The organism is Mesorhizobium sp. BHscii (assembly GCF_053848065.1).
This window is the reverse complement of record NZ_JBSPKW010000026.1, coordinates 21579-45246: the sequence shown is the minus strand read 5'-3', so window position 1 is coordinate 45246 and position 23668 is coordinate 21579. Positions and strand designations below refer to the sequence as shown.

The window sequence follows — 23668 nt, the reverse complement described above, 5'->3', positions numbered from 1 at the left end:
TTTCAGACCCGGAAAGCGATCAGACCGGTTCTGCCTCGATGATGCTGATGCGAGGTCCAGCTTCAACGATATTGGCGACCTGAAAATCCGACGCCGCAAGCAGCAACTCGAATTCTTCTGCCGTGCGCTCCTGCCCGCCCGGCATGACCAGCATGTTCAGATCGCCGAATTTTGCGCCGGCGCCTTCGTTGGGCGGCGCCAGAATGCCCTCAAGCACCAGCAGTTTGCCGTCTGGGCGCATCGCCCGGCGGCAGGTTTTCAGGATCCGGATGTTTGTGTCGTCGTCCCAGTCATGCAGGATCCATTTAAGCACAACCGCATCGGCGCCCTCGGGCACCGAGAGGAAGAAATCGCCGGCGACGATGTCGCATCGATCGGCCACGCCCGCGGCGTCAAAGACCGGGCCGGCCCTCGCCACGACCTGCGGCTGATCGAAAAGAATGCCGCGCTGGCCGGGATTGCGGCAGAGAATTTCGGCAAGCAGCGCGCCCTGCCCGCCCGCGACATCCATGACAACAGAGAACGGCCGGAAGTCATAGGCCGCGATCACCGCGGCGGCGACGCCACGCGACATGGCCGTCATCGCGCGGTCGAAGATGACGGACTCTTCCGGATGCTCCGCCCGGTATTCCCAAACGCCCTTGCCATGAGCGTGGCGAAAGGCATTTTCGCCGGTGCTGACACTGTGCAGCAGATCGCTCCATGCCTGACGGAAATACGGCCGTCCGGCCAGAATCGCCCACGGTGCGACCGAATGCTGAACATCGGATCGCAACGCGCCGCCAACCGGGGTCAGCGAGAAAAACCGGTCTTCCGCTTCATGGAACACGCCGACCGATGCCAGGGCGCGCAGCAGCCGGTAGAGCGCTTGCGGATGGGTATTGGTCAACGCGGCAAGTTCGCCGCTGGTGCGTTTTCCGTCCTTGAGATGGTCTGCGATGCCCAGTGTGGCGGCGACGCATACCGCCTGAGATACCTGGAACCCATTGACAATTTTCTGGAGTTCGGCAGCAGCTGTCCGCTCGTCCATGAGGCTCTCCCCCCGGCCGCCGAAAGCGCCAGGCCAGCAACCGAAAAGACGAGTTGATGGCATGGCGGGCCGACCTCACGATACCAGTGGCAATGTCACCGGGCAATCCGGCGCTGGGCATGCTGGCGCTGGCTTGGCGGAACACGGTCCAAACAAACGAGGCTGTGCTTAGCTCACACCAGCTCTACTTCCACCACGCCCGGCACCGCGCGCATGGCCGACGCGATCTGTGGCGAGACGCGGTAACGGTTGGGCAGTTCGATCTCGACCTCGCCCTGCGCCTCATCCTTGATGACGATAATGCTCACCTGGCTATCGCCGCGCTGGGTAAGCTGCGATTGAATCGCCGACGCCGGTCGGTCATCCCTGACAAAGATGCGCAAGGCCTTCTGGATGCGGCTTGCCTCGTCCTCCAGCGACTGCACCGTCTGGATGCGCAGATTGACGCCTTCGGGCCTGTCCTCGGCCGAAACGGTGATCACCACCGATCGGCCGGGCTCGAGCAGGTCGCGATACTGCGCCAGACCTTCGGAAAAAAGCACCGCTTCATACTGGCCCGACGTGTCGGAGAACTGCACGACGCCCATTTTGTTGCCGGTGCGCGTCTTGCGCTCCTGCTTGGTGGTGACGGTGCCGGCAAGCCGCCCGGCGGCAGCACCGCGTTTGACCGCGGCCGAGAACTCGGCCCAGTTCTGCACCCGCATCTTCTGCAGCGCCGCCTTGTATTCGTCCAGCGGATGCGCGGAGAGATAGAAGCCGACCACCTGGAATTCACGGTGCAGACGGTCGGCGGCAAGCCACGGGTCGGTCGCCGGCAGGTTGAGCGCCTGCGACTGTGCGCCGAGCGAAGCACCGAAAATGTCGTGCTGGCCCGACATTGCATTCTGCTGCGCCAGCGACGCCAGCCCCATCATCCGCTCGACGCCCGCCATCATCGCGGCGCGGTCGTGGCCGAAGCAGTCGAGCGCGCCGGCCATGATCAGGCTTTCGAAGACGCGCTTGCCGACGATCTTCGGATCGACCCTTTCGCAGAAATCGGCGAGGTTCTTGAACGGTTTCTCGCCGCGCATGGCGACGATATGCTCGACCGCCGCGTCGCCGACGCCCTTGAGCGCGGCCAGCGAATAAAAGATCCGGTTCTCGCCGACTTCAAAGGCCCGGAAGCTTGATATCACCGACGGCGCCACGACGTCGATGCCGAGGCGCAGCGCATCCTGGCGGAAATCGGCGAGCTTGTCGGTGTTGCCCATGTCGAGCGTCATCGACGCGGCCAGGAACTCGACCGGGTAGTGCGCCTTCAGATAGGCCGTCTGGTAGGAGACGACGGCATAGGCGGCCGCATGCGACTTGTTGAAACCGTAGTCGGCGAACTTTGCCAGCAGGTCGAAAATGAAGTCGGCTTGCGGCTTGCCGACGCCGCGCTCGACTGCGCCCGAAACAAAGCGCTCGCGCTGCTTGTCCATCTCGGCGCGGATCTTCTTGCCCATGGCGCGGCGCAGCAAATCGGCTTCTCCGAGCGAATAGCCGGCAAGTTCCTGCGCGATCTGCATCACCTGTTCCTGGTAGACGATAACGCCTTGCGTCTCCTTCACCAGATGGTCGATCTTCGGATGGATCGACGCCATCTCCTCCTCGCCATGCTTTCTGGCGTTGTAGGTCGGGATGTTCTCCATCGGCCCCGGCCGGTAAAGCGCGACCAGCGCGATGATGTCCTCGATGCAGTCGGGGCGCATGCCGATCAGCGCCTTGCGCATGCCTGCACTTTCCACCTGGAACACGCCGACCACTTCGCCGCGCGACAGCATGGCATAGGTATCGGGGTCGTCGAGCGGAATGTGGGCGAGATCGATCTCGATGCCGCGGCGGCGGATCAGCTTGACCGCGGTCTCCAGCACCGTCAGCGTCTTCAGGCCGAGGAAGTCGAACTTCACCAGCCCGGCCTGCTCGACATACTTCATGTTGAACTGGGTGACCGGCATGTCGGAGCGCGGGTCGCGGTACATTGGCACCAGCTCCCACAGTGGCCGGTCGCCGATGACGATGCCGGCGGCATGCGTCGAGGCGTGGCGGTAGAGCCCTTCCAGCTTCTGCGCCATGTCGAGCAGCGTCTGCACGATCGGCTCGCGCTCGGCCTCTTCGGCAAAGCGCGGCTCGTTGGCGATGGCGTCGGCGAGCTTGACCGGATTGGCCGGGTTCGACGGCACCATCTTAGAGAGCTTGTCGACCTGGCCATAGGGCATCTGAAGCACCCGGCCGACATCGCGAAGCACTGCGCGGGCCTGCAGCGTGCCGAAGGTGATGATCTGGCCGACCTGGTCGCGTCCGTATTTCTGCTGGACGTAGCGGATGACCTCCTCGCGCCGGTCCTGGCAGAAATCGATGTCGAAGTCGGGCATCGACACGCGGTCTGGATTGAGGAAGCGCTCGAACAGCAGCGAGAAGCGCAGCGGATCGATGTCGGTGATGGTCGTCGAATATGCAACCAGCGAGCCGGCGCCCGATCCGCGGCCCGGCCCGACCGGAATGCCTTGCGCCTTCGCCCATTTGATGAAGTCGGCGACGATCAGGAAGTAGCCGGGATATTTCATCCTCTCGATGACCCCGAGCTCGAAATCCAGCCTTTCGCGATATTGTTCGGCTGTGTAGCCAGCGGTCGGGCCGTGCGCTGCGAGCCGCGCCTCCAGCCCTTCATGCGCCTGTCTGGCAAGCTCCTGCGCCTCCGCCTTCACCGCCGCATCGGCGTCGGCGACGTCGCCGCCGGCAAAGCGGGGCAGGATCGGGTTGCGGGTCTTGGGATAGTAGGAGCAGCGCAGCGCGATTTCGACGGTGTTGTCGATCGCTTCCGGCAGATCGGCGAACAGCCTCGCCATGTCAGCCTGGCTTCTCAGAAAATTGTCGGGCGACAGGCGCCGGCGATTGTCCACGGCGACCACCGAACCTTCGGCGATGGCGATCAGCGCATCATGCGCCTCATAGTCGTCGCGCGAGGAGAAAAACGCCTCGTTGGTGGCAACCAGCGGCAAGTCATTGATGTAGGCGAGGTCGACTGACGATTTTTCGATGGCCCGGTCATAACCGGAAACCCGTTCCAGCTCGACATAGAGCCGGTCGCCGAACAGCGCCTTGAGCGCCAAAAGCCGCGTCTCGGCGAGGTCGCGGCGGTCCTCTTTCAGAGCATTGCCGATCGGGCCGCGCGGCCCGCCGCTGAGACAGATCAGGCCGTCGCAATGGCCGTGCAGCATCTCGGTCGTCAGATGCACGGCCTCGCCGGGCGGCGTTTCGAGATAGACCCGGCTGACCAGCCTGACCAGATTGCTGTAGCCGGCCTCGGTCGCCGCGATCAGGACCACGGGCCGCATTTCCGGGCCTTGCCGTCTGCGGTCGCGCTGGCTGTCGCTGGCTTCACCGGAAAAGGCGAGAGCGGTCTGGCAGCCGATGATCGGCTGAATGCCCTCCTTTACCGCCTTTTGCGCAAATTCGAGCGCGCCGAACAGATTGTTGGTGTCGGTGACGGCGATGGCCGGGGCGTCATCCTTCACCGCATGGCCGACAACGGTGCCGAGCTGCAGTGCGCCTTCGAGCAGCGAATAGGCCGAATGCACGCGCAGATGAATGAACGGCCGCGCAGGCGCTTCCGGCCGCGATGCCTTCATGAAGGCCTCACGCCGCAACGGGTCGCGTGGAAGTGTCTCATTCGCCATGGTTTTTTTAGCGCCGCTTGAAAGGACTCAGCCGATGAAGATGTATTGTCCGGCACCGGATGATGCGAGTCCAGCAATTGCCATTCGAGCCGTGCAAGTTCGCGATCGTTGGCTTTGTGAAGGCATTAATGCTAGGAATATATGCATGGTGTTAATTGCGCCAACGACCCGCCGCCGAGGCGGGTTTTATTTTCAGCCTCACGCGAATTCCATGATCACCGCATCGACTGCGAGGCTGTCGCCCGGCTTAGCCTTGAGTTTCGACACGGTAAGATCGCGCTCGGCGCGCAGCACGTTTTCCATCTTCATCGCCTCGACGACCGCCAGCGTCTCGCCGGCCTTGACCTCCTGCCCCTCGGCAACGGCAATCGACACGACGAGGCCGGGCATCGGGCAGAGCAGCATCTTCGACGTGTCGGGCGCCACTTTTTCCGGCATCAGCCTTTCGAGCTCCGCGGTGCGCGGCAGCATGGCGCGTGCCGTCACCGACATGCCTTTCCAGGCGATGCGAAATCCGTTCGGCACCGGCCTGATCTGCGCGGCAACCCCGCGGTCGCCGACCGTGCCGCGCCAAATGAGATCGCCCGGCCGCCAGTCGGACGCCACTGTCAGCGCCTTGCCACCGTCGATCGACATGTGGAGCTCCAGCGGAATGGAAATCATGCCTCCAAGGACAGAGGCCGAAAGGTAATCCTCGCCGATCTTGATCACCCAGTCGCGTTTCAGGGCACCCGAATGCGGCGCCAGCCGCCCGCCCAGCCGGTCGAGCCGGTCGCGGCGCAGCAGTTCGACCGCGGTGGCGATGGCTGCGAAAATGGCCTTTTCCTGGCTAACAGGCGCGATCGGCGCGAAGCCATCAGGATATTCCTCTGATATGAAGGCGGTCGATATCAGCCCTTCCCGCCAGCGCGGATGCTGCATCAGCGCCGCCAGGAACGGCATGTTGTGCTCGATGCCGTCGACGACGAAGCTGTCGAGCGCCTCCGACATGGCGTCGATGGCGGCGAGCCGCGTCGGTGCCCAGGTGCACAGCTTGGCGACCATCGGATCATAGAACATCGAGATTTCCGAACCCTCGGTGACGCCGGTATCGTTTCGGACGACGACGTCGCCGAACCGTCCCTCTTCCGGTGGCCGGTATCTCGTCAGCCGGCCAATCGACGGCAGGAAATTGCGATACGGGTCCTCGGCGTAGAGCCGGCTTTCCACCGCCCAGCCGTTCAGCTTGACATCGCTTTGCTTGATAGCGAGCTTTTCGCCGGCAGCTATGCGAATCATCTGCTCGACCAGATCGATGCCGGTGACGAGCTCGGTTACCGGGTGCTCGACCTGCAATCGCGTATTCATTTCAAGGAAATAGAAGTTCTTTTCGCTGTCGACGATGAACTCAACCGTGCCGGCGCTCTGATAGTCGACCGCCCTGGCCAGCGCCACCGACTGCTCGCCCATGGCTTTCCGGGTCTTGGCGTCGAGGAAGGGCGAAGGCGCCTCTTCGACGATCTTCTGGTTGCGGCGCTGGATCGAGCATTCGCGCTCGCCGAGATAAAGCGCGTTGCCGTGCGCGTCGGCCAGCACCTGGATCTCGATGTGGCGCGGATTGACCACGAACTTCTCGATGAAGACGCGGTCGTCGCCGAACGAGCTTTTGGCCTCGGACCGCGCCCGGTCGAACCCGTCGCGCACCTCGGCCTTGCTCCAGGCGATGCGCATGCCCTTGCCGCCGCCACCGGCCGAGGCCTTGATCATCACGGGATAGCCGATCTCGCCGGCTATTTTCTCGGCATGACCGGCATTCTCGATGACGCCAAGCCAGCCGGGTACCGTCGACACGTTTGCAGCATTGGCGAATTTCTTCGATTCGATCTTATCGCCCATCGCCCTGATCGCTTTGGGTTTCGGGCCGATGAAGATGATGCCTTCTTTCTCCAACGCTTCACAGAAGGATGCGCGTTCGGACAAAAACCCGTAGCCGGGATGCACGGCTTCAGCACCGGTCGCCTTGCAGGCGGCGATGATATTCTCCGGCACCAGATAGCTCTGCGCGGCCGGCGAAGGCCCGATATGCACAGCCTCGTCGGCCATCTCGACATGCACGGCGTCGCGATCGGCATCCGAATAGACCGCAACGGTGGCGATGCCCATCTTGCGCGCCGTCTTGATGACGCGGCAGGCGATCTCGCCACGATTGGCGATCAGGATTTTTGTGAACATGCGGGTTTTATTCCCTCGGCTGCCTTTCTTTGATGGGCTTCGCCCGGCCGGTCAAGGCAAGTTGGCGCATATCCCGGGCGCAAGTCGGCTGACACCGACCAAAACCCGGTCACGAACTGTCAATTCGTCCCATAGTCCAGAACCTGCAGATACGCTAAAGCTCGCCTCGATTGCCGATTTGGCTGGAGAGGAGAGCCCCGATGAAAACCCGTGCCGCTGTGGCAGTCGCTGCCGGAAAGCCGCTGGAGATCCTGGAGGTCGACCTCGACGGCCCGCGCAACGGCGAGGTGCTGGTCGAGATCAAGGCGACCGGCATCTGCCACACCGACGAATTCACGCTGTCGGGCGCCGATCCTGAAGGCATCTTTCCGGCGATCCTCGGCCATGAGGGTGCAGGCATCGTCGTCGATGTCGGCAAGGGCGTCACCTCGGTCAAGAAGGGCGACCACGTCATCCCGCTCTACACGCCGGAATGCCGGCAATGCCCGTCCTGCCTGTCCAGGAAAACCAATCTGTGCACCGCGATCCGCGCCACGCAAGGGCAAGGCCTGATGCCGGACGGCTCGTCGCGCTTCTCGATCGGCAAGGACAAGATCTTCCACTATATGGGCTGCTCGACCTTCTCCAACTTCACCGTGCTGCCCGAGATCGCGGTGGCCAAGGTCAATCCCGACGCGCCCTTCGACAAGATCTGCTACATCGGCTGCGGCGTCACCACCGGCATCGGCGCAGTGATCAACACGGCCAAGGTGGAGATCGGCGCCACGGCCGCCGTCTTCGGCCTCGGCGGCATTGGCCTCAACGTCATCCAGGGGCTGCGCCTTGCCGGCGCTGATATGATCATCGGCGTCGACCTGAACAACGACAAGAAGGAATGGGGCGAGAAATTCGGTATGACGCATTTCGTCAATCCGACGGAGATCGATGGCGATATCGTGCCCTATCTCGTCAACATGACCAAGCGCGGCGCCGACCAGATCGGCGGCGCCGACTATACGTTCGACTGCACGGGCAGCACCAAGGTGATGCGGCAGGCCCTTGAAGCATCGCACCGCGGCTGGGGCAAGTCGGTCGTCATCGGCGTTGCCGGCGCCGGCCAGGAGATCTCGACGCGGCCGTTCCAGCTGGTCACCGGACGCACCTGGATGGGCACCGCCTTTGGCGGCGCGCGCGGCCGCACCGACGTGCCGAAGATCGTCGACTGGTACATGGACGGCAAAATCGAGATCGACCCGATGATCACCCACACGCTGAAGCTGGAGGACATCAACAAGGGTTTTGACCTGATGCATCAGGGCAAGAGCATCAGGAGCGTGGTGGTTTACTAGGTGAAGGAGGTTCAAATTCGCGTTCGTATTGCCGTTCGCAGTCACCGCGAAGTTAATCAGGCACTCCCATGAATCCTGAGACTCTCAATTGGAGAATGAAGCTCCGGAACGGGCGGATGAAGACAGCGTTCCGTCACTTCACGGTTCTGGCCGAGGGCGAGGTTGTATCTCCCAATGAGGACTTTGAAACAGAGCCCGGGCCGGCTTTCTTTGGAATGAAAGTTTGGGCGTCGGACGCGGATCAAGCGATCGATATGATACGCACCATCGGCCAACACATTGGTTTCTCCTCCACTGGAAGAATTTACGTCTATAACACTGAGCCCACTGAGCCGCCCGGCACCGAGCCGCGCGGCTACGAGCTGAAATTCACGCCGTATGAACACGACTAACATCAACCAAGAACGAAGCCGCCTACAGATTCTCGTCGATGCCGATGCCTGTCCGGTGAAGGCTGAGGTCGAGAAAGTCGCCGAGCGCCATGGCATCGTCGTCACCTTCGTCTCCAATGGCGGCCTGCGCCCGTCGCGCGATCCGATGATCCGCAACGTCGTCGTTTCCAAGGGCGCCGACGCGGCGGACGACTGGATCGTCGACAATGCCAAGCCCAACGACATTGTGGTGACAGCCGACATCCCGCTCGCCGCCCGCACGGTGGCACTCGGCGCCCACGTGCTTGGGCCGACCGGGCGCCCGTTCACGCCGGAAACGATCGGCATGGCGGTGGCCATGCGCGACCTCAAGCAGCATCTGCGCGAGACCGGCGAGAGCAAGGGCTACAATGCCGGTTTCGCGCCGCAGGACCGCTCACGGTTTCTCGGCGAGCTCGACCGCATCTTGCGGCGCGCGCTGAAATCCGCCGCACCGGGCTAGCGCTTTGAACCGGAGATCGCGCAGCAAAATCGGGAATCGATCTTCGGCATCATGGGCACAGTCAAAAGTGTTATAATGTCCGAGTCCTAAAAGACGAGCGGCGTAAGACGGACCGCCATCAGAGGCCGGGCCATGACGACCGAGATGCCCCTGAAGAAACCACTTCACCGCCACATGCAGTTCGCGGTGTCGGCCTGCATCGGTGTAGTGGCGCTGGCGATCGCGCTGCTCTTGCGCACTCCGCTCGCCTTTTCCATCGGCGCCAATGCGTTTTTCGCCGCCTACACCGTCATCGTCGTCGCCCAGATGCCGCTGCTCACCGACCGCTATCTGAGCAAGAATGCCCGCGCCACCGACCAGCCGGTGCTGGTCATCTTTGGCGTGACGCTGATTGTCGTCGCCGTCGCCATCATCTCGTTGTTCCAATTGATCAATCGCGAGCGCAGCGCGCATCCTGTCGAACTCACCTTCGCGCTGCTGTCGATCCCGCTCGGCTGGTTCACCATCCACGCCATGACGGCGCTGCATTACGCCCATGTTTACTGGCTGAACGATGAAGAGACCGACCCCGGCAGCAAAGCGAAGCAGAGAAAGCCCGTCGGCGGCCTCGTGTTTGCGGGTAAGGAGCGGCCGGACGGCTGGGATTTCCTCTATTTCTCGACCACCGTCGGCATGACTTCACAAACCTCCGATACCGCGGTTTCGACCACGCAAATGCGTCGCATCGTGCTCTTGCATTCGATCGTGTCGTTCTTTTTCAATACAGTGATCGTCGCCGCCGCGGTCAACCTCGCCGTTAGTCTCGGGAGCCGGTAGTACCAGGCAGGCCGTAATAATTTCGTGATCGGATGAAACATCGCTTTGGCTGGCAACGTATTGGGAGGAGAACGATCGGAAAGGCCGACTGAGCGGCCGGAAGGACGCGAAAAAATGGAATCGGTTGTCAGGAGTCAATCCACCGTCGGGCCAGATACTGCCGCGCCGAAGGACGCAACGCTGATCTACCGGCAGTCGCGCTGGACTCGGCTGACGCACTGGCTCTGGGCCATCTCGCTGTTCTTCATGCTACTTTCCGGCCTGCAGATCTTCAACGCCCGCCCTCAGCTCTATATCGGCAAGGAGTCGGGATTCGCATACAACAACACCATCTTCGCCATCGGCGCCGAGAACACCGCAAACGGTCCGCGCGGCTACACCGAAATCTTCGGCAAGCGCTTCGATACGACCGGTGTGCTCGGCTGGTCGGGACCGGCGGGTCGGGAGACGTCCCGCGCCTTCCCGTCCTGGGCGACGATCCCCTCCTACTACGACCTCGGCACCGCCCGCGTCGTCCATTTCTTCTTCGCCTGGATACTGACCACGACACTGGTCGTCTGGCTGGTCGCCAGCCTGATGAACGGCCATCTCCGCCGCGATCTTGCCCCGCGCATCGACGATCTCAGGCGCTTGCCGCGAGACATCACCGATCATGCCAGGCTCAAGTTCCACCACAGGCGCGAGTACAACACGCTGCAGAAGATCGCCTATGGCGGCGTCATGTTCGTGCTACTGCCGCTGATGATCATCACCGGCCTTGCCATGTCGCCGAGCATGAACGCGGTGCTGCCGTTCCTCAACGATCTGCTCGGCGGCCGGCAGACGGCGAGGACGATTCATTTCATCGTAATGCTGCTGCTCGTCGGCTTCTTCATCGTCCATATACTGATGATCTTCGCCGCCGGCCCGATCAACGAGTTGCGTTCCATCATCACCGGCTGGTACCGAACCGATCCGCCGGCGGCCCATGGCAGCAAGACGCCCCAAAGGAGTGCGTGAGATGGCGAAGTTTGAGATCAGCCCCAAACTACAGATAAGCCGAAGAAAATTCCTGACCTCGGCCAGCCTCGGCGTCTCCGGCATCATGCTGTCGGGTTGCGATGCTTTCGACAGCCAGCTTGGCGTGGGCGACGGCCTGCGCAGCTTCCTCGAAGGCGCCAACGGCCTTACCTGGCGCGCGCAACGCCTGCTTGCCGGCGATTCGCTGGCGCCGGAATTCACCGAAGCCGACATTCGCCAGCCGCAGCGGCCGAACGGCGTCACCGCGCCAGACGACGATGTCTACAAGGGCCTGCTCGCCAACAATTTCGCCGACTGGCGGCTCGAGGTTTCCGGCCTCGTCGAAAAGCCGCTGTCGCTGACGCGCGAGCAGCTGATGAGCATGCCAAGCCGCACCCAGATCACCCGCCACGACTGCGTCGAAGGCTGGAGCTGCATCGCCAAATGGACCGGCACGCCGCTGTCGCTGGTGCTTGATCAGGCGGTGGTCAAGCCGCAGGCGCGATACGTCATGTTCCACTGCCTCGACACGATCGACCGCAGCCTGTCCGGCGACATCAAATATTACGGTTCGATCGACCTGTTCGATGCCCGTCATCCGCAGACGATCCTTGCCTATGGCTTGAACGGCAAGCCGCTGCCGGTCGAGAACGGCGCGCCGTTGCGTGTCCGCGTCGAGCGCCAGATCGGCTACAAGATGCCGAAATATCTCCGCAAGATCGAACTGGTCGACGGTTTCGCCACTATCGGCGGCGGCAGGGGCGGCTACTGGGAGGACAACGGCTACGACTGGTACGGCGGCATTTGAGGCCATAGCTCCGCCATTTCCGATCAGTGTTTTAGTGCTTTTGCTCAAGCGACCTTGTCGATTAGCGGTTTGAGCACCGGATGGATTTCCGGCGAGGCATGCTTGATCAGTGTCAGCAGCGCGCGCTCGTTCTCGCGCAGCGGCCGGTCGCGGCCGATGCGCTCAGCCAGCCACTTCGCCTCGCTGGCGTCGATGGTTTCGGCGCGGCGGGCCAGTGCCTCGGCTGCCTTGTTCTTCGATTCCCATTCGGATTCGATATCGCCCGGCGCGCGATAGGCTTCCATGATGCCGGCGAGGCCGCCCGATACCATGCGGCCAAAGAAACTGCCGATCCCCGGTTCCGCCTGCTCGAAGAAAGAATCCCGGCGCAGTGCCACGTCGCGCCTCGGCGCTTCGTAGCCGGCCGAGCACATGACGAAATTGGCGATCGCTTTGACGAACAGATCATTCCATGACGGATCGTTGTTGGCTGCCGCTGTCCGCTCATTGATCTTGAACAGCATCTCGGCCTCGGCGCGGGTGATCGCGATGTTGCCGTCGCCGCCATGGGCATAGAGGATGCGGCGCAGAAGCTCGACTTCCGCCTTGGCGATCAGGCCGGGAACCAGCTTGCCGTCGTGCATCAGCGGCCCCTTGCCGTCCAGAACGGCATTGGCGACCTGCGCCAGCGCATAAACGCAAAGCCCGTTCGGCGACGATTTCGCCTTTTCCAGCACATGCACCAGCAATTCGAGTTCGGTCCGGCTATCGACCATGCCGTCGCGCGAAATCGCTCGGACCAGCCAGTCGGCATTGTCCTGCGAGATATAGCCCGCCGGCTTTTCCTGATGAACGATGAAGTCGGTCACAGCTTCGACGAAAAAAACAGGCCATTGCGCGCATTTGTCCTTGGCCGTTGCGTCGAGCGCAAACAGCGCCTCGGCCTCGCCGCGCGTCACCACGCCGTCGCCAAACACCTCGCGGCGCAGCATGACCACGTCTTCCGCTGTGATCCAATTTTTCGAGGTCAGCCCGGCCACAGGCGCGCTCATCGTTAATTCGCCCATTTCGTTCCCCGTCCGAACGTCGTTTGGACCCAACATATCGGGAGTTCGTTGAGAAACCGGCAAACCGCGTCGTTAGCGAAGACTTGTCGGTAAGGTGTCGCTGGGAGGTGACAAGGTGTCGCCCGCAGGCTATGGATGGCGAGTCGAGGGCTCAAATTGAGTCCTACCTGTTTGCGGGAGAGAGCAGCGAGAGCTGCCGCCGAAGGGGAAATCGCCCGAAATCTCTCAGGCAAAAGAACCGTAGACGGGAAAGACACTCTGGAAAGTCGGGGCTTGCCCCCGCGCCGAAGGTGTAAGCGCTGCCGACAGAGTTACGGGGCGCGAGTCTCTCAGGCTTCAGACAGAGGGGCACGGACTGGTCGCCACTCGCGGCCGATTGCGTGCGACTCTGGAGACGACATGACGGGCGACGACACCAAACACCTTCCCCTCGAAGACCTGCACGCGGCCGCCGGTGCGCGCTTTGGCGCGTTCGCCGGCTGGTCGATGCCGCTGACTTATCCGGCCGGCGTGATGAAGGAGCACCTTCATACCCGCGAACATGCCGGCCTGTTCGACATCTCGCACATGAAGCTGTTCGAGATCAGTGGCTCGGGCGCTGAAGCACTGCTCAATCGTGCCTGCCCGTTCGACGCCGGCGCGCTTGAAGTTTCCCAGTCCAAATACACGTTCTTTCTCAATGAAGCCGCCGGCATCCTCGACGATCTGATCGTCACCAGGCTCGGCCAGCAACGCTTCATGGTCGTCGCCAATGCCGGTAATGCCGAAGCCGACGAAAAGCACCTTCGTGGGCTTGCCCTGGATGTTGAGGCAAAGGGGGATTTTGATGCCAAGATCGATGCACTCGACCGCGTCTTCCTGGCGGTCCAGGGGCCTGAAGCCTGGGCCGCCCTGTCCCGTGCCGGCATCGAGACCGGCTCGCTGCTGTTCATGCACGGCTTTGAGCCCCGCGAAAACTGGTTCATGAGCCGGTCGGGCTATACCGGTGAAGACGGTTTCGAGATCGGCCTGCCGGAAGCGGATGCGCGAAATCTCGTCGCCAAGCTGCTTGAGGACGAGCGCGTGATGTGGGTTGGGTTGGCCGCCCGGGACAGTCTGCGGCTCGAAGCAGGGCTGTGCCTGCACGGGCTGGACATCACGCCTGAGATCGACCCGGCCAGCGCCGTGCTGATGTGGGCGATCCCAAAGGAGGTTCGCGCCTCTGGCGCTTTCATCGGCGCCGACGCATTGCGTTCAATCCTGGAGCGCGGCCCGGCGCAGAAACGCGTCGGACTGAAGCCGGAAGGCCGCCAGCCGGTGCGCACCGGCGCTGCCCTTTTCGACACCGACGGCAATCCCGCCGGCCACGTCACCTCCGGCGGCTTCGGCCCCTCGGCCGCCCATCCGGTTGCCATGGGTTACGTGCAGGCGGCGCTGGCCAAACCTGGCGCAAAACTCTTCGCCGACGTTCGCGGGACCAAAATCCCGGTCGATATCAGTCCCCTGCCCTTCACGCCCCATCGCTACCGCAAAGGATGAACTTCATGGCAAAAACCTATTTCACCGAAGATCACGAATGGCTCCGCGTCGAAGGCGGTATCGCCACCGTCGGCATCACCAACTACGCGCAGGAGCAACTCGGCGATCTCGTCTTCGTCGAATTGCCGGAGCTTGGGAAAAAGCTGGCCAAGGGCGATACGGCCGTCGTGGTCGAATCCGTCAAGGCGGCATCGGACGTCTATGCACCGGTCGACGGCGAGATCACCGAGGCCAACACCTCGCTCTCGTCGGACCCGTCTTTGGTCAATTCGGCGGCGACCAGCGACGGCTGGTTGTGGAAGATGAGGCTGGCCGATGAAAGCCAACTCGAAGGTCTCCTGGATGAGACCGCCTACAAAGCCCATATTGGTTGATAGCAGGACCAGGAAGATGACCGCAGCACCCTACGCCTTCTCGGCCCGCCATATTGGCCACGACCTCAATGACGTCAGAGCCATGCTGGCGACGATCGGCGTTCCCTCAGTCGAGACGCTGATCAGCCAGGCTGTGCCGAGATCGATCCGGCTCGACCGGCCGCTGGCTTTGCCGGCCCCGGCGAGCGAAGCGGAGGCGCTGGCCGAGCTTTCGGCGACGATGGCCAAAAATACCGTGTTGAAGAGCTTTATCGGTGCCGGTTACCACGGCGTCCACGTGCCGCCGGTCATCCAGCGCAATCTGTTCGAGAACCCGGCCTGGTATACGGCTTACACTCCCTACCAGGCCGAGATCAGCCAGGGCCGGCTCGAAATGCTGTTCAATTTCCAGACCTTGGTCACTGAGCTGACCGGCCTGCCGGTGGCGTCGGCCTCGCTGCTCGACGAGGCGACGGCGGTGGCCGAGGCGGTCGGCATTGCATTGCGCCATCATCGCGACAAGCGGACCAAGGTGGCGCTTGCCGGCACGCCGCACCCGCAGACGCTCGACGTCGTGCGCACCCGCGCCGAGCCGCTCGGCATCGAGGTCGACGGCGACACGATCGACGACAACACCGCCGCTCTGCTGGTCTCCTGGCCTGATACGTTTGGCGTCTATGGCGACCACAAGGCGGCAATCGAGAAGGCCCGCGCCACCGGCGCGCTGGTCGTTTTCGTTGCCGATCCGCTCGGCCTGACGCTGACCGACGCGCCGGCTACGCTTGGCGCCGACATCGCCGTCGGCCCGATGCAGCGCTTTGGCGTGCCGATGGGCTTTGGCGGGCCGCACGCCGCCTATTGCGCTGTTTCCGACAGGCTGACGCGGTTGATGCCCGGCCGCCTTGTCGGCCAGTCCACTGACAGCAAGGGCCGCCCCGGCTATCGTCTCGCCTTGCAGACGCGCGAACAGCACATCCGCCGCGACAAGGCGACCTCCAACATCTGCACCGCGCAGGCGCTGCTCGCCAACATGGCGACGGCCTATGCGATCTGGCATGGCCCTGCCGGGCTGCAGGCGATTGCCGGCCGAATCCATTCATTGGCCAACCGGCTGGCGACCGGTCTCACCGCGCCAGGAATTTCGGTGCTTGGCGCAAGCCGCTTCGACACGGTGACGGTGGAAGTGAAAGGCAGAGCCGGCGCGATCGCCGCCGCTGCTGAAAAGACCGGCCGATTGCTGCGCGTCATCGACGCCGACCACATCGGCATCAGCTTCGACGAGACCTCGACCGATGCCGATCTGGACGCCATTGCAGCACTGTTCGGCGCCAAGGCAGGCGCTGCTGGCACCAGCACCACTCCGGGCAAGCCACGTGGTAAGGCGTTTCTCAGCCAGCCGGTCTTCCACGAAAACCACTCGGAAACGGAGATGATGCGCTTCTTGCGCCGGCTGGCCGACAAGGACCTGGCGCTCGACCGCGCCATGATCCCGCTCGGCTCCTGCACGATGAAGCTCAACGCCGCCGCCGAGATGATGCCGGTGAGCTGGCCAAGCGTCGCCAATCTGCATCCATTCGCGCCGGCCGGGCATTCGGCAGGCTATCGCGCGATGGTCGGCGAACTGGAAGGCTGGCTGTCGGAGATCACTGGCTTCGATGCGGTCAGCCTGCAGCCCAATGCCGGCAGCCAGGGCGAGTATGCCGGGCTGCTCGCCATTCGCGGCTATCACCGCTCGCGCGGCGAAGGCCACCGCACCGTCTGCCTGATCCCGTCATCCGCGCATGGCACCAATCCGGCGAGTGCGGCGATGGCCGGCATGAGCGTCGTCGTCGTGCGCTGCACCGAGGATGGCAATATCGATATGGACGATATGAGTGCCAAAGCCAATGAGCATTCCAAGAATCTCGCCGCGCTTATGTTCACCTATCCTTCGACGCATGGCGTATACGAGGAAGGCGCGCGCCACCTCTGCGCCCTCATTCACGAGCATGGCGCCCAGGTCTATTTCGACGGCGCCAACCTCAACGCCTTGGTCGGCCTCGCTCGCCCCGGCGACATCGGCGCCGATGTCTGCCACATGAACCTGCACAAGACCTTCTGCATCCCGCATGGCGGCGGCGGTCCCGGCGTCGGCCCGATCGGCGTCAAGGCGCATCTGAGAGCTTATCTGCCCGGCCACGTCACCGAAGGCTCGGGCCATGCCGTGTCGGCCGCACCGTTCGGCAGCGCTTCGATCCTGCCGATCACCTGGATGTATATCCGCATGATGGGCGCTTCCGGCCTCAAGCAGGCGACCGAGACGGCGATCGTTTCCGCCAACTACGTGGCGACGCGGCTCGCGCCGCACTTCCCGCTCCTCTACAAGGGCAGGCACGATCGCATCGCCCATGAATGCATCCTCGACACCCGCGTGCTGAAGGAGAGCTCCGGCATCAGCGTCGACGATATCGCCAAGCGGCTGATCGATTATGGTTTCCATGCGCCGACCATGTCGTTTCCGGTGGCCGGCACGCTAATGGTCGAGCCGACCGAGTCCGAACCCAAGAGCGAACTCGATCGCTTCTGCGAGGCGATGATCGCGATATCAGGCGAGGCAGCCAAGGTGGCGAAAGGCGAATGGCCATTGGCCGACAATCCGTTGGTCAATGCGCCGCATACCGCGGCCGAGGCGCTGGCCGGCCAGTGGACCCATCCCTATTCGCGCCTGGAGGCGGCCTACCCCGCCGGTGATGCCGACATATCAGCCAAATACTGGCCGCCGGTGTCGCGCATCGACAATGTCGCCGGCGACCGCAACCTCGTCTGCTCCTGCCCGCCGCTGTCGGAATATCTGGGGGCGGCGGAATAGAACCAGCCGATTGCGACGCAGACTGCCCCCTCATTTCCCGCGCACACGCAATGAGGGTGGCTGATGCGGCAAACCCCTGAAGGCCGGAGTTTCGACCCATTTCGGCCGCTTGGTTGCCGGATGGTTTTGCAGTAAGAGCCCTATCCTCGAACGTAACAGGAACCTCCGTCGCCTGCCCGCAAAAAGCGTGGCAGTATCGGATGGTGATTCGCAGCATCGCAATCCAGGACCAGCATGGACGACAACAACGATCTTTTCGGCACTATGGACAAGCAGTCGCAACCGGTTCGCGCCACCGCTCGCCCGGCCGACCCGCTGGTGCAGGCGGCGAAGCGCCCGGCATCCCGCGACGGCAGCGAGAGCTACAGCGCCGCCGACATCGAGGTTCTGGAAGGGCTGGAGCCGGTGCGGCGGCGGCCCGGAATGTATATCGGCGGCACCGACGACAAGGCTATGCACCATTTGTTCGCCGAGGTCATCGACAATTCAATGGACGAGGCGGTCGCCGGCCACGCGACCTTCATCGATGTCGAGCTTTCGGCCGATGGATATCTGGCGGTGACCGACAATGGCCGCGGCATTCCGGTCGATCCGCATCCGAAATTCAAGAAGCCGGCGCTCGAAGTCATCATGACGACGCTGCATTCGGGCGGCAAGTTCGATAGCAAGGTCTACGAAACCTCGGGCGGCCTGCACGGCGTCGGCGTCTCCGTCGTCAACGCACTGTCGGACCATCTCGAGGTCGAGGTCGCGCGCGGACGCCAGCTCTATCGCCAGCGTTTTTCGCGCGGCGTTCCGGTGACCGGCCTGGAGCAACTCGGCGAGGTGCATAACAGGCGCGGCACCAGGATACGCTTCCATCCCGACGAGCAGATCTTCGGCAAGGGTGCGGCATTCGAGCCGGCGCGGCTCTACCGCATGACGCGCTCGAAGGCCTATCTGTTCGGCGGCGTCGAGATCCGCTGGACCTGCGATCCGTCGCTGATCAAGGAGAAGGACACGACGCCGGCTAAGGCCGAGTTCCATTTTCCCGGTGGCCTCAAGGACTATCTGAAAGCCTCGCTCGGCGACGAATTCCAGGTCACCCGCGAAATTTTTGCCGGCAAAAGCGACAGGCAAGGCGGCCACGGTTCGCTCGAATGGGCGGTGACCTGGTTCGGCGGCGACGGGTTCCTCAATTCCTATTGCAACACCATTCCGACCGGCGAAGGCGGCACGCACGAGGCCGGCTTCCGCAATGTCTTGACGCGCGGCTTGCGTGCCTATGCCGATCTGGTCGGCAACAAGCGTGCTTCGATCGTCACGTCGGAAGACGTCATGATCTCAGCGGCAGGCATGCTGTCGGTGTTCATCCGCGAGCCGGAATTCGTCGGTCAGACAAAGGACAGGCTGGCCACGATCGAAGCGATCAGGATCGTCGAGACCGCCATCCGCGACCCCTTCGATCACTGGCTGGCCGATAATCCCCAGGAAGCTTCGAAGCTGCTCGAATGGGTGATCGCGCGTGCCGACGAGCGGGTGCGCCGGCGCCAGGAAAAGGAAATCTCGCGCAAGAGCGCGGTGCGCAAGCTGCGGCTGCCCGGCAAGCTCGCCGACTGCACGCAGAATGCCGCGGCCGGCGCAGAACTCTTCATCGTCGAGGGCGATTCGGCCGGCGGCTCGGCGAAACAGGCGCGCGACCGCGCCAGCCAGGCGGTGCTGCCGCTGCGCGGCAAAATCCTCAACGTCGCCAGCGCCGGCAACGACAAACTTGCCGGCAACCAGCAGATTTCCGACCTGATCCAGGCGCTTGGCTGTGGCACACGCTCGAAGTACCGCGATCAGGATCTGCGCTACGACCGGGTCATCATCATGACAGATGCCGACGTCGACGGCGCCCATATCGCTTCGTTGCTGATCACCTTCTTCTATCAGGAGATGCCGAGCCTGGTCCGCGGCGGCCATCTCTATCTGGCGGTGCCACCGCTCTACTCGATCCGGCAAGGCGGCAAGGTCGGCTATGCCCGCGACGATGCGCACAAGGACGAACTTCTGCGCACCGAGTTCACCGGGCGCGGCAAGGTCGAAATCGGCCGCTTCAAGGGGTTGGGCGAAATGATGGCCGCCCAGCTGAAGGAAACCACCATGGACCCGAGAAAGCGCACGCTGCTCAGGGTCGATGTTATCGAGGCCGAGGCGGCGACCAAGGATGCGGTCGACGCGCTGATGGGCACCAAGCCGGAAGCCCGCTTCCGCTTCATCCAGGAACGTGCGGAATTCGCCGAGACCGAAGTGCTGGATATCTGAGCGTCTTCTGCTCGGCGACCGCAAACGGCGATCGTTGCTGCAGATCGCGGCCTCGCTGCGCATCATCCCCGCCGCGATCAAGGATTTCCCGGATTTCTTCGCGAAGGAAGGGTAATCCCATCAATGTGCCAAGCACTAGAAACGCGATTGAAGCAAGCCGGTGCCGCTTTGCATGTCAAGCAGCGCTGAAAGAGCCGAAATAGTTGAGTCTGCTGCTTTGAAATCCGGCGACTTCTGCAATTTTGTGTCCTATTTGCAACAACAAAGAGGAACCGTTGTCCAACCGACTCGAAGAGAGACCGCGCATATGGACCAAAGCCAGCAGTCTAAGGTAGTAGTTTACTATCATTAGGGGGCAAATTATGCGCAAGATTCTTCTCGCATCCATTCTCGTTATTGGCTCATCCGAGGTTGCAATCTCGGCCGACGCTGTGATTGATACACTACCCGTTGAGTCGGCCTACAACTGGAGCGGCGCCTATTTGGGCGGATTTATCGGCTACGGTTTTGGTGACACCGAACATCTCAATCCGCCCGGTGAGACGGGAAATCTGGACATCGACGGGGTCATCGGCGGCGTCGCCGTGGGCTACAACTACCAGGTGGACCATTACGTTCTTGGCGTCGAGGCAGACATTGCCTGGTCGGGCATAGACGGTTCCCATGGGCCAGCTTTGTTCAACACCTTCAATTGCGGGTCGGGCCCGTGCGAGACTGAAGTCAACTGGCTTGCCACAATTCGCGGCAGGGCGGGCTATGCTTTCGACAATATCCTGCCATACGTAACTGGTGGTGTGGCGATCGGAGGCGTGGATGCACGCATCCAAAATGCTCCCACGTTGCAGGACGGCGAGGAGACTCAGATCGGCTGGACGGTGGGCGCAGGTATTGAGTACGGCATCACGCAGCAATGGACCGCCAAGGTCGAATATCTCTACACTGATCTCGGAGATTGGCGATACGACAGCGACGGCTCGGACTTCAGCGCCACGGCAAAGTTCTCAACCGTGAAGTTCGGCGTCAATTACCGATTCTGACTATCGGCCTGTCCTGATTTCTCGCTCGGGTGTTGTAAAACGCCCGAGCTTCTGGTGTTGCGCAAACCACAGACAGTCCGTTTGAGTGTCAGGCCGCCGCGATCGCCAGCGCATGGCCGCGCGCGTTTTCGCGCAGCGCATCGAGATGGATCGATTTGACCAATCCGGCGAGATCGCCTTCGGCGGACTGCCCGCCCAGTTCCTTCAGCATCAGCCAGCTGACTTCCTGGACGCCGGCCAGGCGCTTGCCATTGGCGACCTCGCGCCAGATCTTCAGCGCGCGCAGGATGATCCCATGCGTAGCCGTGGCAAGGCCGGCGCTGCGGAACAGCGCCTGCAGCGCCACATCGTGCCCGCCGGCCAGCAGCGCTCTTACCCGTTGTTCGGATTGCTGGCTGAGCGCGACCAGCGCCGAGCCGAAGAAATCGACCTTGCCATGCGCGATGGTGCGAATGATGAAACTTGCGGTCAGGTCGCCGCGCAGGCGCAGATGCTCGATGAGCGCCGCATGTTCCTCCTGGCGCGTGCCTTCGATCAGCGTCACGGAAGCCTTGACGCAGGCGTCGCGCATGACGCGCTCGGCTCTGGCACGGCCCATCAACGCCAGCACCAGCGGCGAACCTTTGAGCGTTTCACCAAGTTTTATCAGCAGCATATGCCGGCAGTCGGCGGGCAGACGCGCGTCTGATATCAGCGCTTCGCGCACCGAAGGCAGATGGCCATGGCGTTCGGCGATACGGCGAAAGCTGAGCGAAGCTATGTCGGCGCCGCTGTTGGCGAGAAGCGTGGCGCAGGCTTCCGGCTCGCCGATTTCGGCGATCGCCGCGGCAACCGCCATGGAGACGCGCGCACGATCGGCGATCAGTTTCTGCGTCGCGTTCTGGCCGCCGGCAACGCAGTCGATCAGATCAGCATCGGTCAGCAGCGGCGAACGTGCCAGCACCAGGCTTGCGACTTCCGGTTGATCGGACGCCAGCGCGCTGATGATCTGCAGCGGCGCGTGATGGCTCATCGACAGCGCCTCTGCAATCGCCAGCCGCACTTTCGACGAAGCATCGTCGAGCAGCAGCGTCAGCGCGGCCTCCGCCGCGCAGCGGTCCTCGAAATGCAAATCGGCATTGATGTAGGCGCGAGCCAGAGCGCGTGCCGCAGCAGCGCGCTCCGAAACCTTGGCCGTGTAGATCCATTTCAGGAAATGCGAAACAACCATGCCGTCCGCTACGCCCCTAACCCGAGTCCGTTCCCGCCCCAGTGAAGACCGTAGGCAGAAATGGTTTACGAACGGTTCACCATGTTTGTTAACTGGCTTGCGAGCGCGGTATGCAGCGCCTATCAATCCCTTAGAGGGGCGCACAGAAGTACGCTCTAACACTTTGAATCTTCGCATCGTGCTTTCCGAACATCCGTTCCGATTTTCAGGCCGATGCGGCAGCGGAGGAGATCGAGCATGGCCGGGCTTTATCTGGAAGAGTTCGTCGTCGGCCATGTCTTCCGGCACACGCTGCGGAAAACCGTCACCGAAAGCGACAACATGCTGTTTTCGGTAATGACGCTGAACCCGCAACCGCTGCACATCGATTTCGACTTCGCCGCCAAGAGCGAATGGGGCAAGCCGCTGGTCAATTCGCTGTTCACGCTGGGCCTGATGATCGGCATTTCGGTGAACGACATCACCGTCGGCACCACCATCGCCAATCTCGGCATGAAGGAGACGGTGTTTCCGCATCCGGTCTTCCACGGCGACACCATCCGCGTCGAGACGACGGTGGTGTCGGTGCGCGACTCCAGGTCGAAGCCGGACCGCGGTATCGTCGAATTCGAGCACCGCGCCTACAATCAGAACGACGTGCTCGTCGCCAAATGCACAAGGCAGGCGATGATGATGAAGAAGAAGGCGGCCTGACCGATGCGCTCGCTGCTGTTCGTTCCAGGCGATTCCGAAAAGAAGCTGGAAAAGGCGTTTGGCGCCGGCGCCGACGTGGTCATCGTCGATCTCGAGGATTCGGTCGCGCCACAAAACAAGGCCTTGGCACGCGATATCGCCGCACGCTTCATCCCCGAGCACAGGCATCAAACCAGATCCGCGATCTATGTCCGCATCAACGATCTCTCGACCGGCCTGACCGATGACGATCTGGCGGCGCTCGTGCCGGTGAAACCCCACGGGATCATGCTGCCGAAGTCGAATGGCGGACAGGATGTCCAGCATCTCTCGGCAAAGCTCAGGGTGCACGAGGCCGAAAGCGGGCTGCCGGATGGTGAGATAAAAATCCTGCCGATCATCACCGAAACAGCTGCCGGCGTGCTGGCGGCTGCGACCTACGCCAACGCAAGCGCGCGGCTTGTCGGCTTGACCTGGGGTGCGGAAGACCTCTCGGCAGCAATCGGTGCGCGCATGGCCCGCGACGAGAATGGCCGCTACACCGATGTGTTCCGCTTCGCCCGCACTATGACCATCCTTGCCGCGGCTGCCGCGGAAGTCGCGGCGATCGACACGGTTTTTCCGCACTTTCGCCACATGGCCGGCTTCGAGGCGGAATGCGCCGAGGCAGAGCGCGACGGGTTCACCGGCAAGATGGCAGTCCATCCGGCGCAAGTGCCGGTCATCAACGCTGCCTTTACGCCGTCGACCGAGGCGGTGAAACACTCCCTGGCGATCGTTCAGGCATTCGAGGCGGCTGGAAATCCCGGCGTCGTCGGCATCGATGGCAAAATGTACGACCGGCCGCATCTGCGGCTGGCAGAGCGGCTTGTGGCGCGAGCCAGGGCGGCAGGGATTTCCACCTGATCTTTTGCCAGCCCTAATCTTTCTCC

The 23668-nt window shown here is 62.6% G+C and carries 18 protein-coding genes and 1 riboswitch; of the genes, 13 read left to right on the top strand and 5 right to left on the bottom strand.

The window, feature by feature from the left end:
* Nucleotides 1–19 precede the first annotated feature (19 nt).
* The 3 genes from ACWTU7_RS27305 to ACWTU7_RS27295 form a co-directional block, all read right to left on the bottom strand.
* Nucleotides 20–1030: a methyltransferase gene (locus tag ACWTU7_RS27305; RefSeq protein WP_455840946.1), complete on the bottom strand. Its 1011-nt coding sequence runs from the start codon at nt 1028–1030 to the stop codon at nt 20–22.
* 173 nt (nt 1031–1203) lie between these two features.
* The gene (dnaE, locus tag ACWTU7_RS27300) at nt 1204–4683 is read right to left on the bottom strand and encodes a DNA polymerase III subunit alpha (RefSeq protein ID WP_455840974.1); all 3480 of its coding nucleotides are present in this window, start codon (nt 4681–4683) and stop codon (nt 1204–1206) included.
* 246 nt (nt 4684–4929) lie between these two features.
* Nucleotides 4930–6942, bottom strand: coding sequence for an acetyl-CoA carboxylase biotin carboxylase subunit (locus tag ACWTU7_RS27295; protein WP_455840947.1), 2013 nt, complete (start codon nt 6940–6942; stop codon nt 4930–4932).
* Between the two features lie 200 nt (nt 6943–7142).
* On the opposite strand from ACWTU7_RS27295, the gene ACWTU7_RS27290 reads away from it, so the two are divergent.
* The 6 genes from ACWTU7_RS27290 to ACWTU7_RS27265 all read left to right on the top strand — a co-directional run bounded on the left by ACWTU7_RS27290 (nt 7143) and on the right by ACWTU7_RS27265 (nt 11766).
* Complete coding sequence (locus ACWTU7_RS27290; protein ID WP_455840948.1) at nt 7143–8270, top strand: S-(hydroxymethyl)glutathione dehydrogenase/class III alcohol dehydrogenase; 1128 nt, start codon at nt 7143–7145, stop codon at nt 8268–8270.
* A 116-nt stretch (nt 8271–8386) separates the two neighbouring features.
* On the top strand, nt 8387–8662 hold the full coding sequence (locus ACWTU7_RS27285; protein WP_455840949.1) for a hypothetical protein: 276 nt from the start codon (nt 8387–8389) through the stop codon (nt 8660–8662).
* Nucleotides 8649–9143: a YaiI/YqxD family protein gene (locus ACWTU7_RS27280; protein ID WP_127211940.1), complete on the top strand. Its 495-nt coding sequence runs from the start codon at nt 8649–8651 to the stop codon at nt 9141–9143. The genes ACWTU7_RS27285 and ACWTU7_RS27280 overlap by 14 nt, the downstream gene beginning before the upstream one ends.
* A 132-nt stretch (nt 9144–9275) precedes the next feature.
* Nucleotides 9276–9959, top strand: a complete 684-nt coding sequence (locus tag ACWTU7_RS27275) for a DUF1345 domain-containing protein (protein ID WP_127211939.1) — start codon at nt 9276–9278, stop codon at nt 9957–9959.
* A 114-nt stretch (nt 9960–10073) separates the two neighbouring features.
* Complete coding sequence (locus ACWTU7_RS27270; RefSeq protein WP_455840950.1) at nt 10074–10958, top strand: cytochrome b/b6 domain-containing protein; 885 nt, start codon at nt 10074–10076, stop codon at nt 10956–10958.
* A 1-nt stretch (nt 10959) separates the two neighbouring features.
* On the top strand, nt 10960–11766 hold the full coding sequence (locus ACWTU7_RS27265) for a molybdopterin-binding protein (protein WP_455840951.1): 807 nt from the start codon (nt 10960–10962) through the stop codon (nt 11764–11766).
* 44 nt (nt 11767–11810) lie between these two features.
* On the opposite strand, the gene ACWTU7_RS27260 is transcribed toward ACWTU7_RS27265, so the two are convergent.
* On the bottom strand, nt 11811–12812 hold the full coding sequence (locus ACWTU7_RS27260) for a hypothetical protein (RefSeq protein ID WP_455840952.1): 1002 nt from the start codon (nt 12810–12812) through the stop codon (nt 11811–11813).
* 164 nt (nt 12813–12976) lie between these two features.
* A riboswitch (glycine riboswitch) is annotated at nt 12977–13063 on the top strand.
* 148 nt (nt 13064–13211) lie between these two features.
* On the opposite strand from ACWTU7_RS27260, the gene gcvT reads away from it, so the two are divergent.
* From gcvT to ACWTU7_RS27235, 5 genes are all read left to right on the top strand, one after another.
* Complete coding sequence (gene gcvT, locus ACWTU7_RS27255; protein WP_455840953.1) at nt 13212–14330, top strand: glycine cleavage system aminomethyltransferase GcvT; 1119 nt, start codon at nt 13212–13214, stop codon at nt 14328–14330.
* A gap of 5 nt (nt 14331–14335) precedes the next feature.
* The gene (gene gcvH, locus ACWTU7_RS27250) at nt 14336–14704 is read left to right on the top strand and encodes a glycine cleavage system protein GcvH (RefSeq protein ID WP_455840954.1); all 369 of its coding nucleotides are present in this window, start codon (nt 14336–14338) and stop codon (nt 14702–14704) included.
* 16 nt (nt 14705–14720) lie between these two features.
* Entirely contained in the window at nt 14721–17531 is a 2811-nt protein-coding gene (gcvP, locus tag ACWTU7_RS27245; RefSeq protein WP_455840955.1) for an aminomethyl-transferring glycine dehydrogenase, read from the top strand.
* 234 nt (nt 17532–17765) lie between these two features.
* Nucleotides 17766–19817: a DNA topoisomerase IV subunit B gene (parE, locus tag ACWTU7_RS27240; RefSeq protein ID WP_455840956.1), complete on the top strand. Its 2052-nt coding sequence runs from the start codon at nt 17766–17768 to the stop codon at nt 19815–19817.
* Nucleotides 19818–20179: 362 nt separating this feature from the next.
* Nucleotides 20180–20854 (top strand): outer membrane protein, encoded by a 675-nt coding sequence (locus ACWTU7_RS27235; protein WP_127212158.1) that lies wholly within the window; start codon nt 20180–20182, stop codon nt 20852–20854.
* Nucleotides 20855–20942: 88 nt separating this feature from the next.
* Here ACWTU7_RS27235 and ACWTU7_RS27230 read toward each other — a convergent pair whose 3' ends face one another.
* Complete coding sequence (locus ACWTU7_RS27230; RefSeq protein WP_455840957.1) at nt 20943–22064, bottom strand: DUF2336 domain-containing protein; 1122 nt, start codon at nt 22062–22064, stop codon at nt 20943–20945.
* 213 nt (nt 22065–22277) lie between these two features.
* Here ACWTU7_RS27230 and ACWTU7_RS27225 point away from each other — a divergent pair, with 213 nt between their 5' ends.
* Complete coding sequence (locus ACWTU7_RS27225; protein ID WP_455840958.1) at nt 22278–22757, top strand: MaoC family dehydratase; 480 nt, start codon at nt 22278–22280, stop codon at nt 22755–22757.
* Nucleotides 22758–22760: 3 nt separating this feature from the next.
* Nucleotides 22761–23642, top strand: a complete 882-nt coding sequence (locus ACWTU7_RS27220; RefSeq protein ID WP_455840959.1) for an HpcH/HpaI aldolase/citrate lyase family protein — start codon at nt 22761–22763, stop codon at nt 23640–23642.
* The last annotated feature ends 26 nt before the right edge of the window (nt 23643–23668 follow it).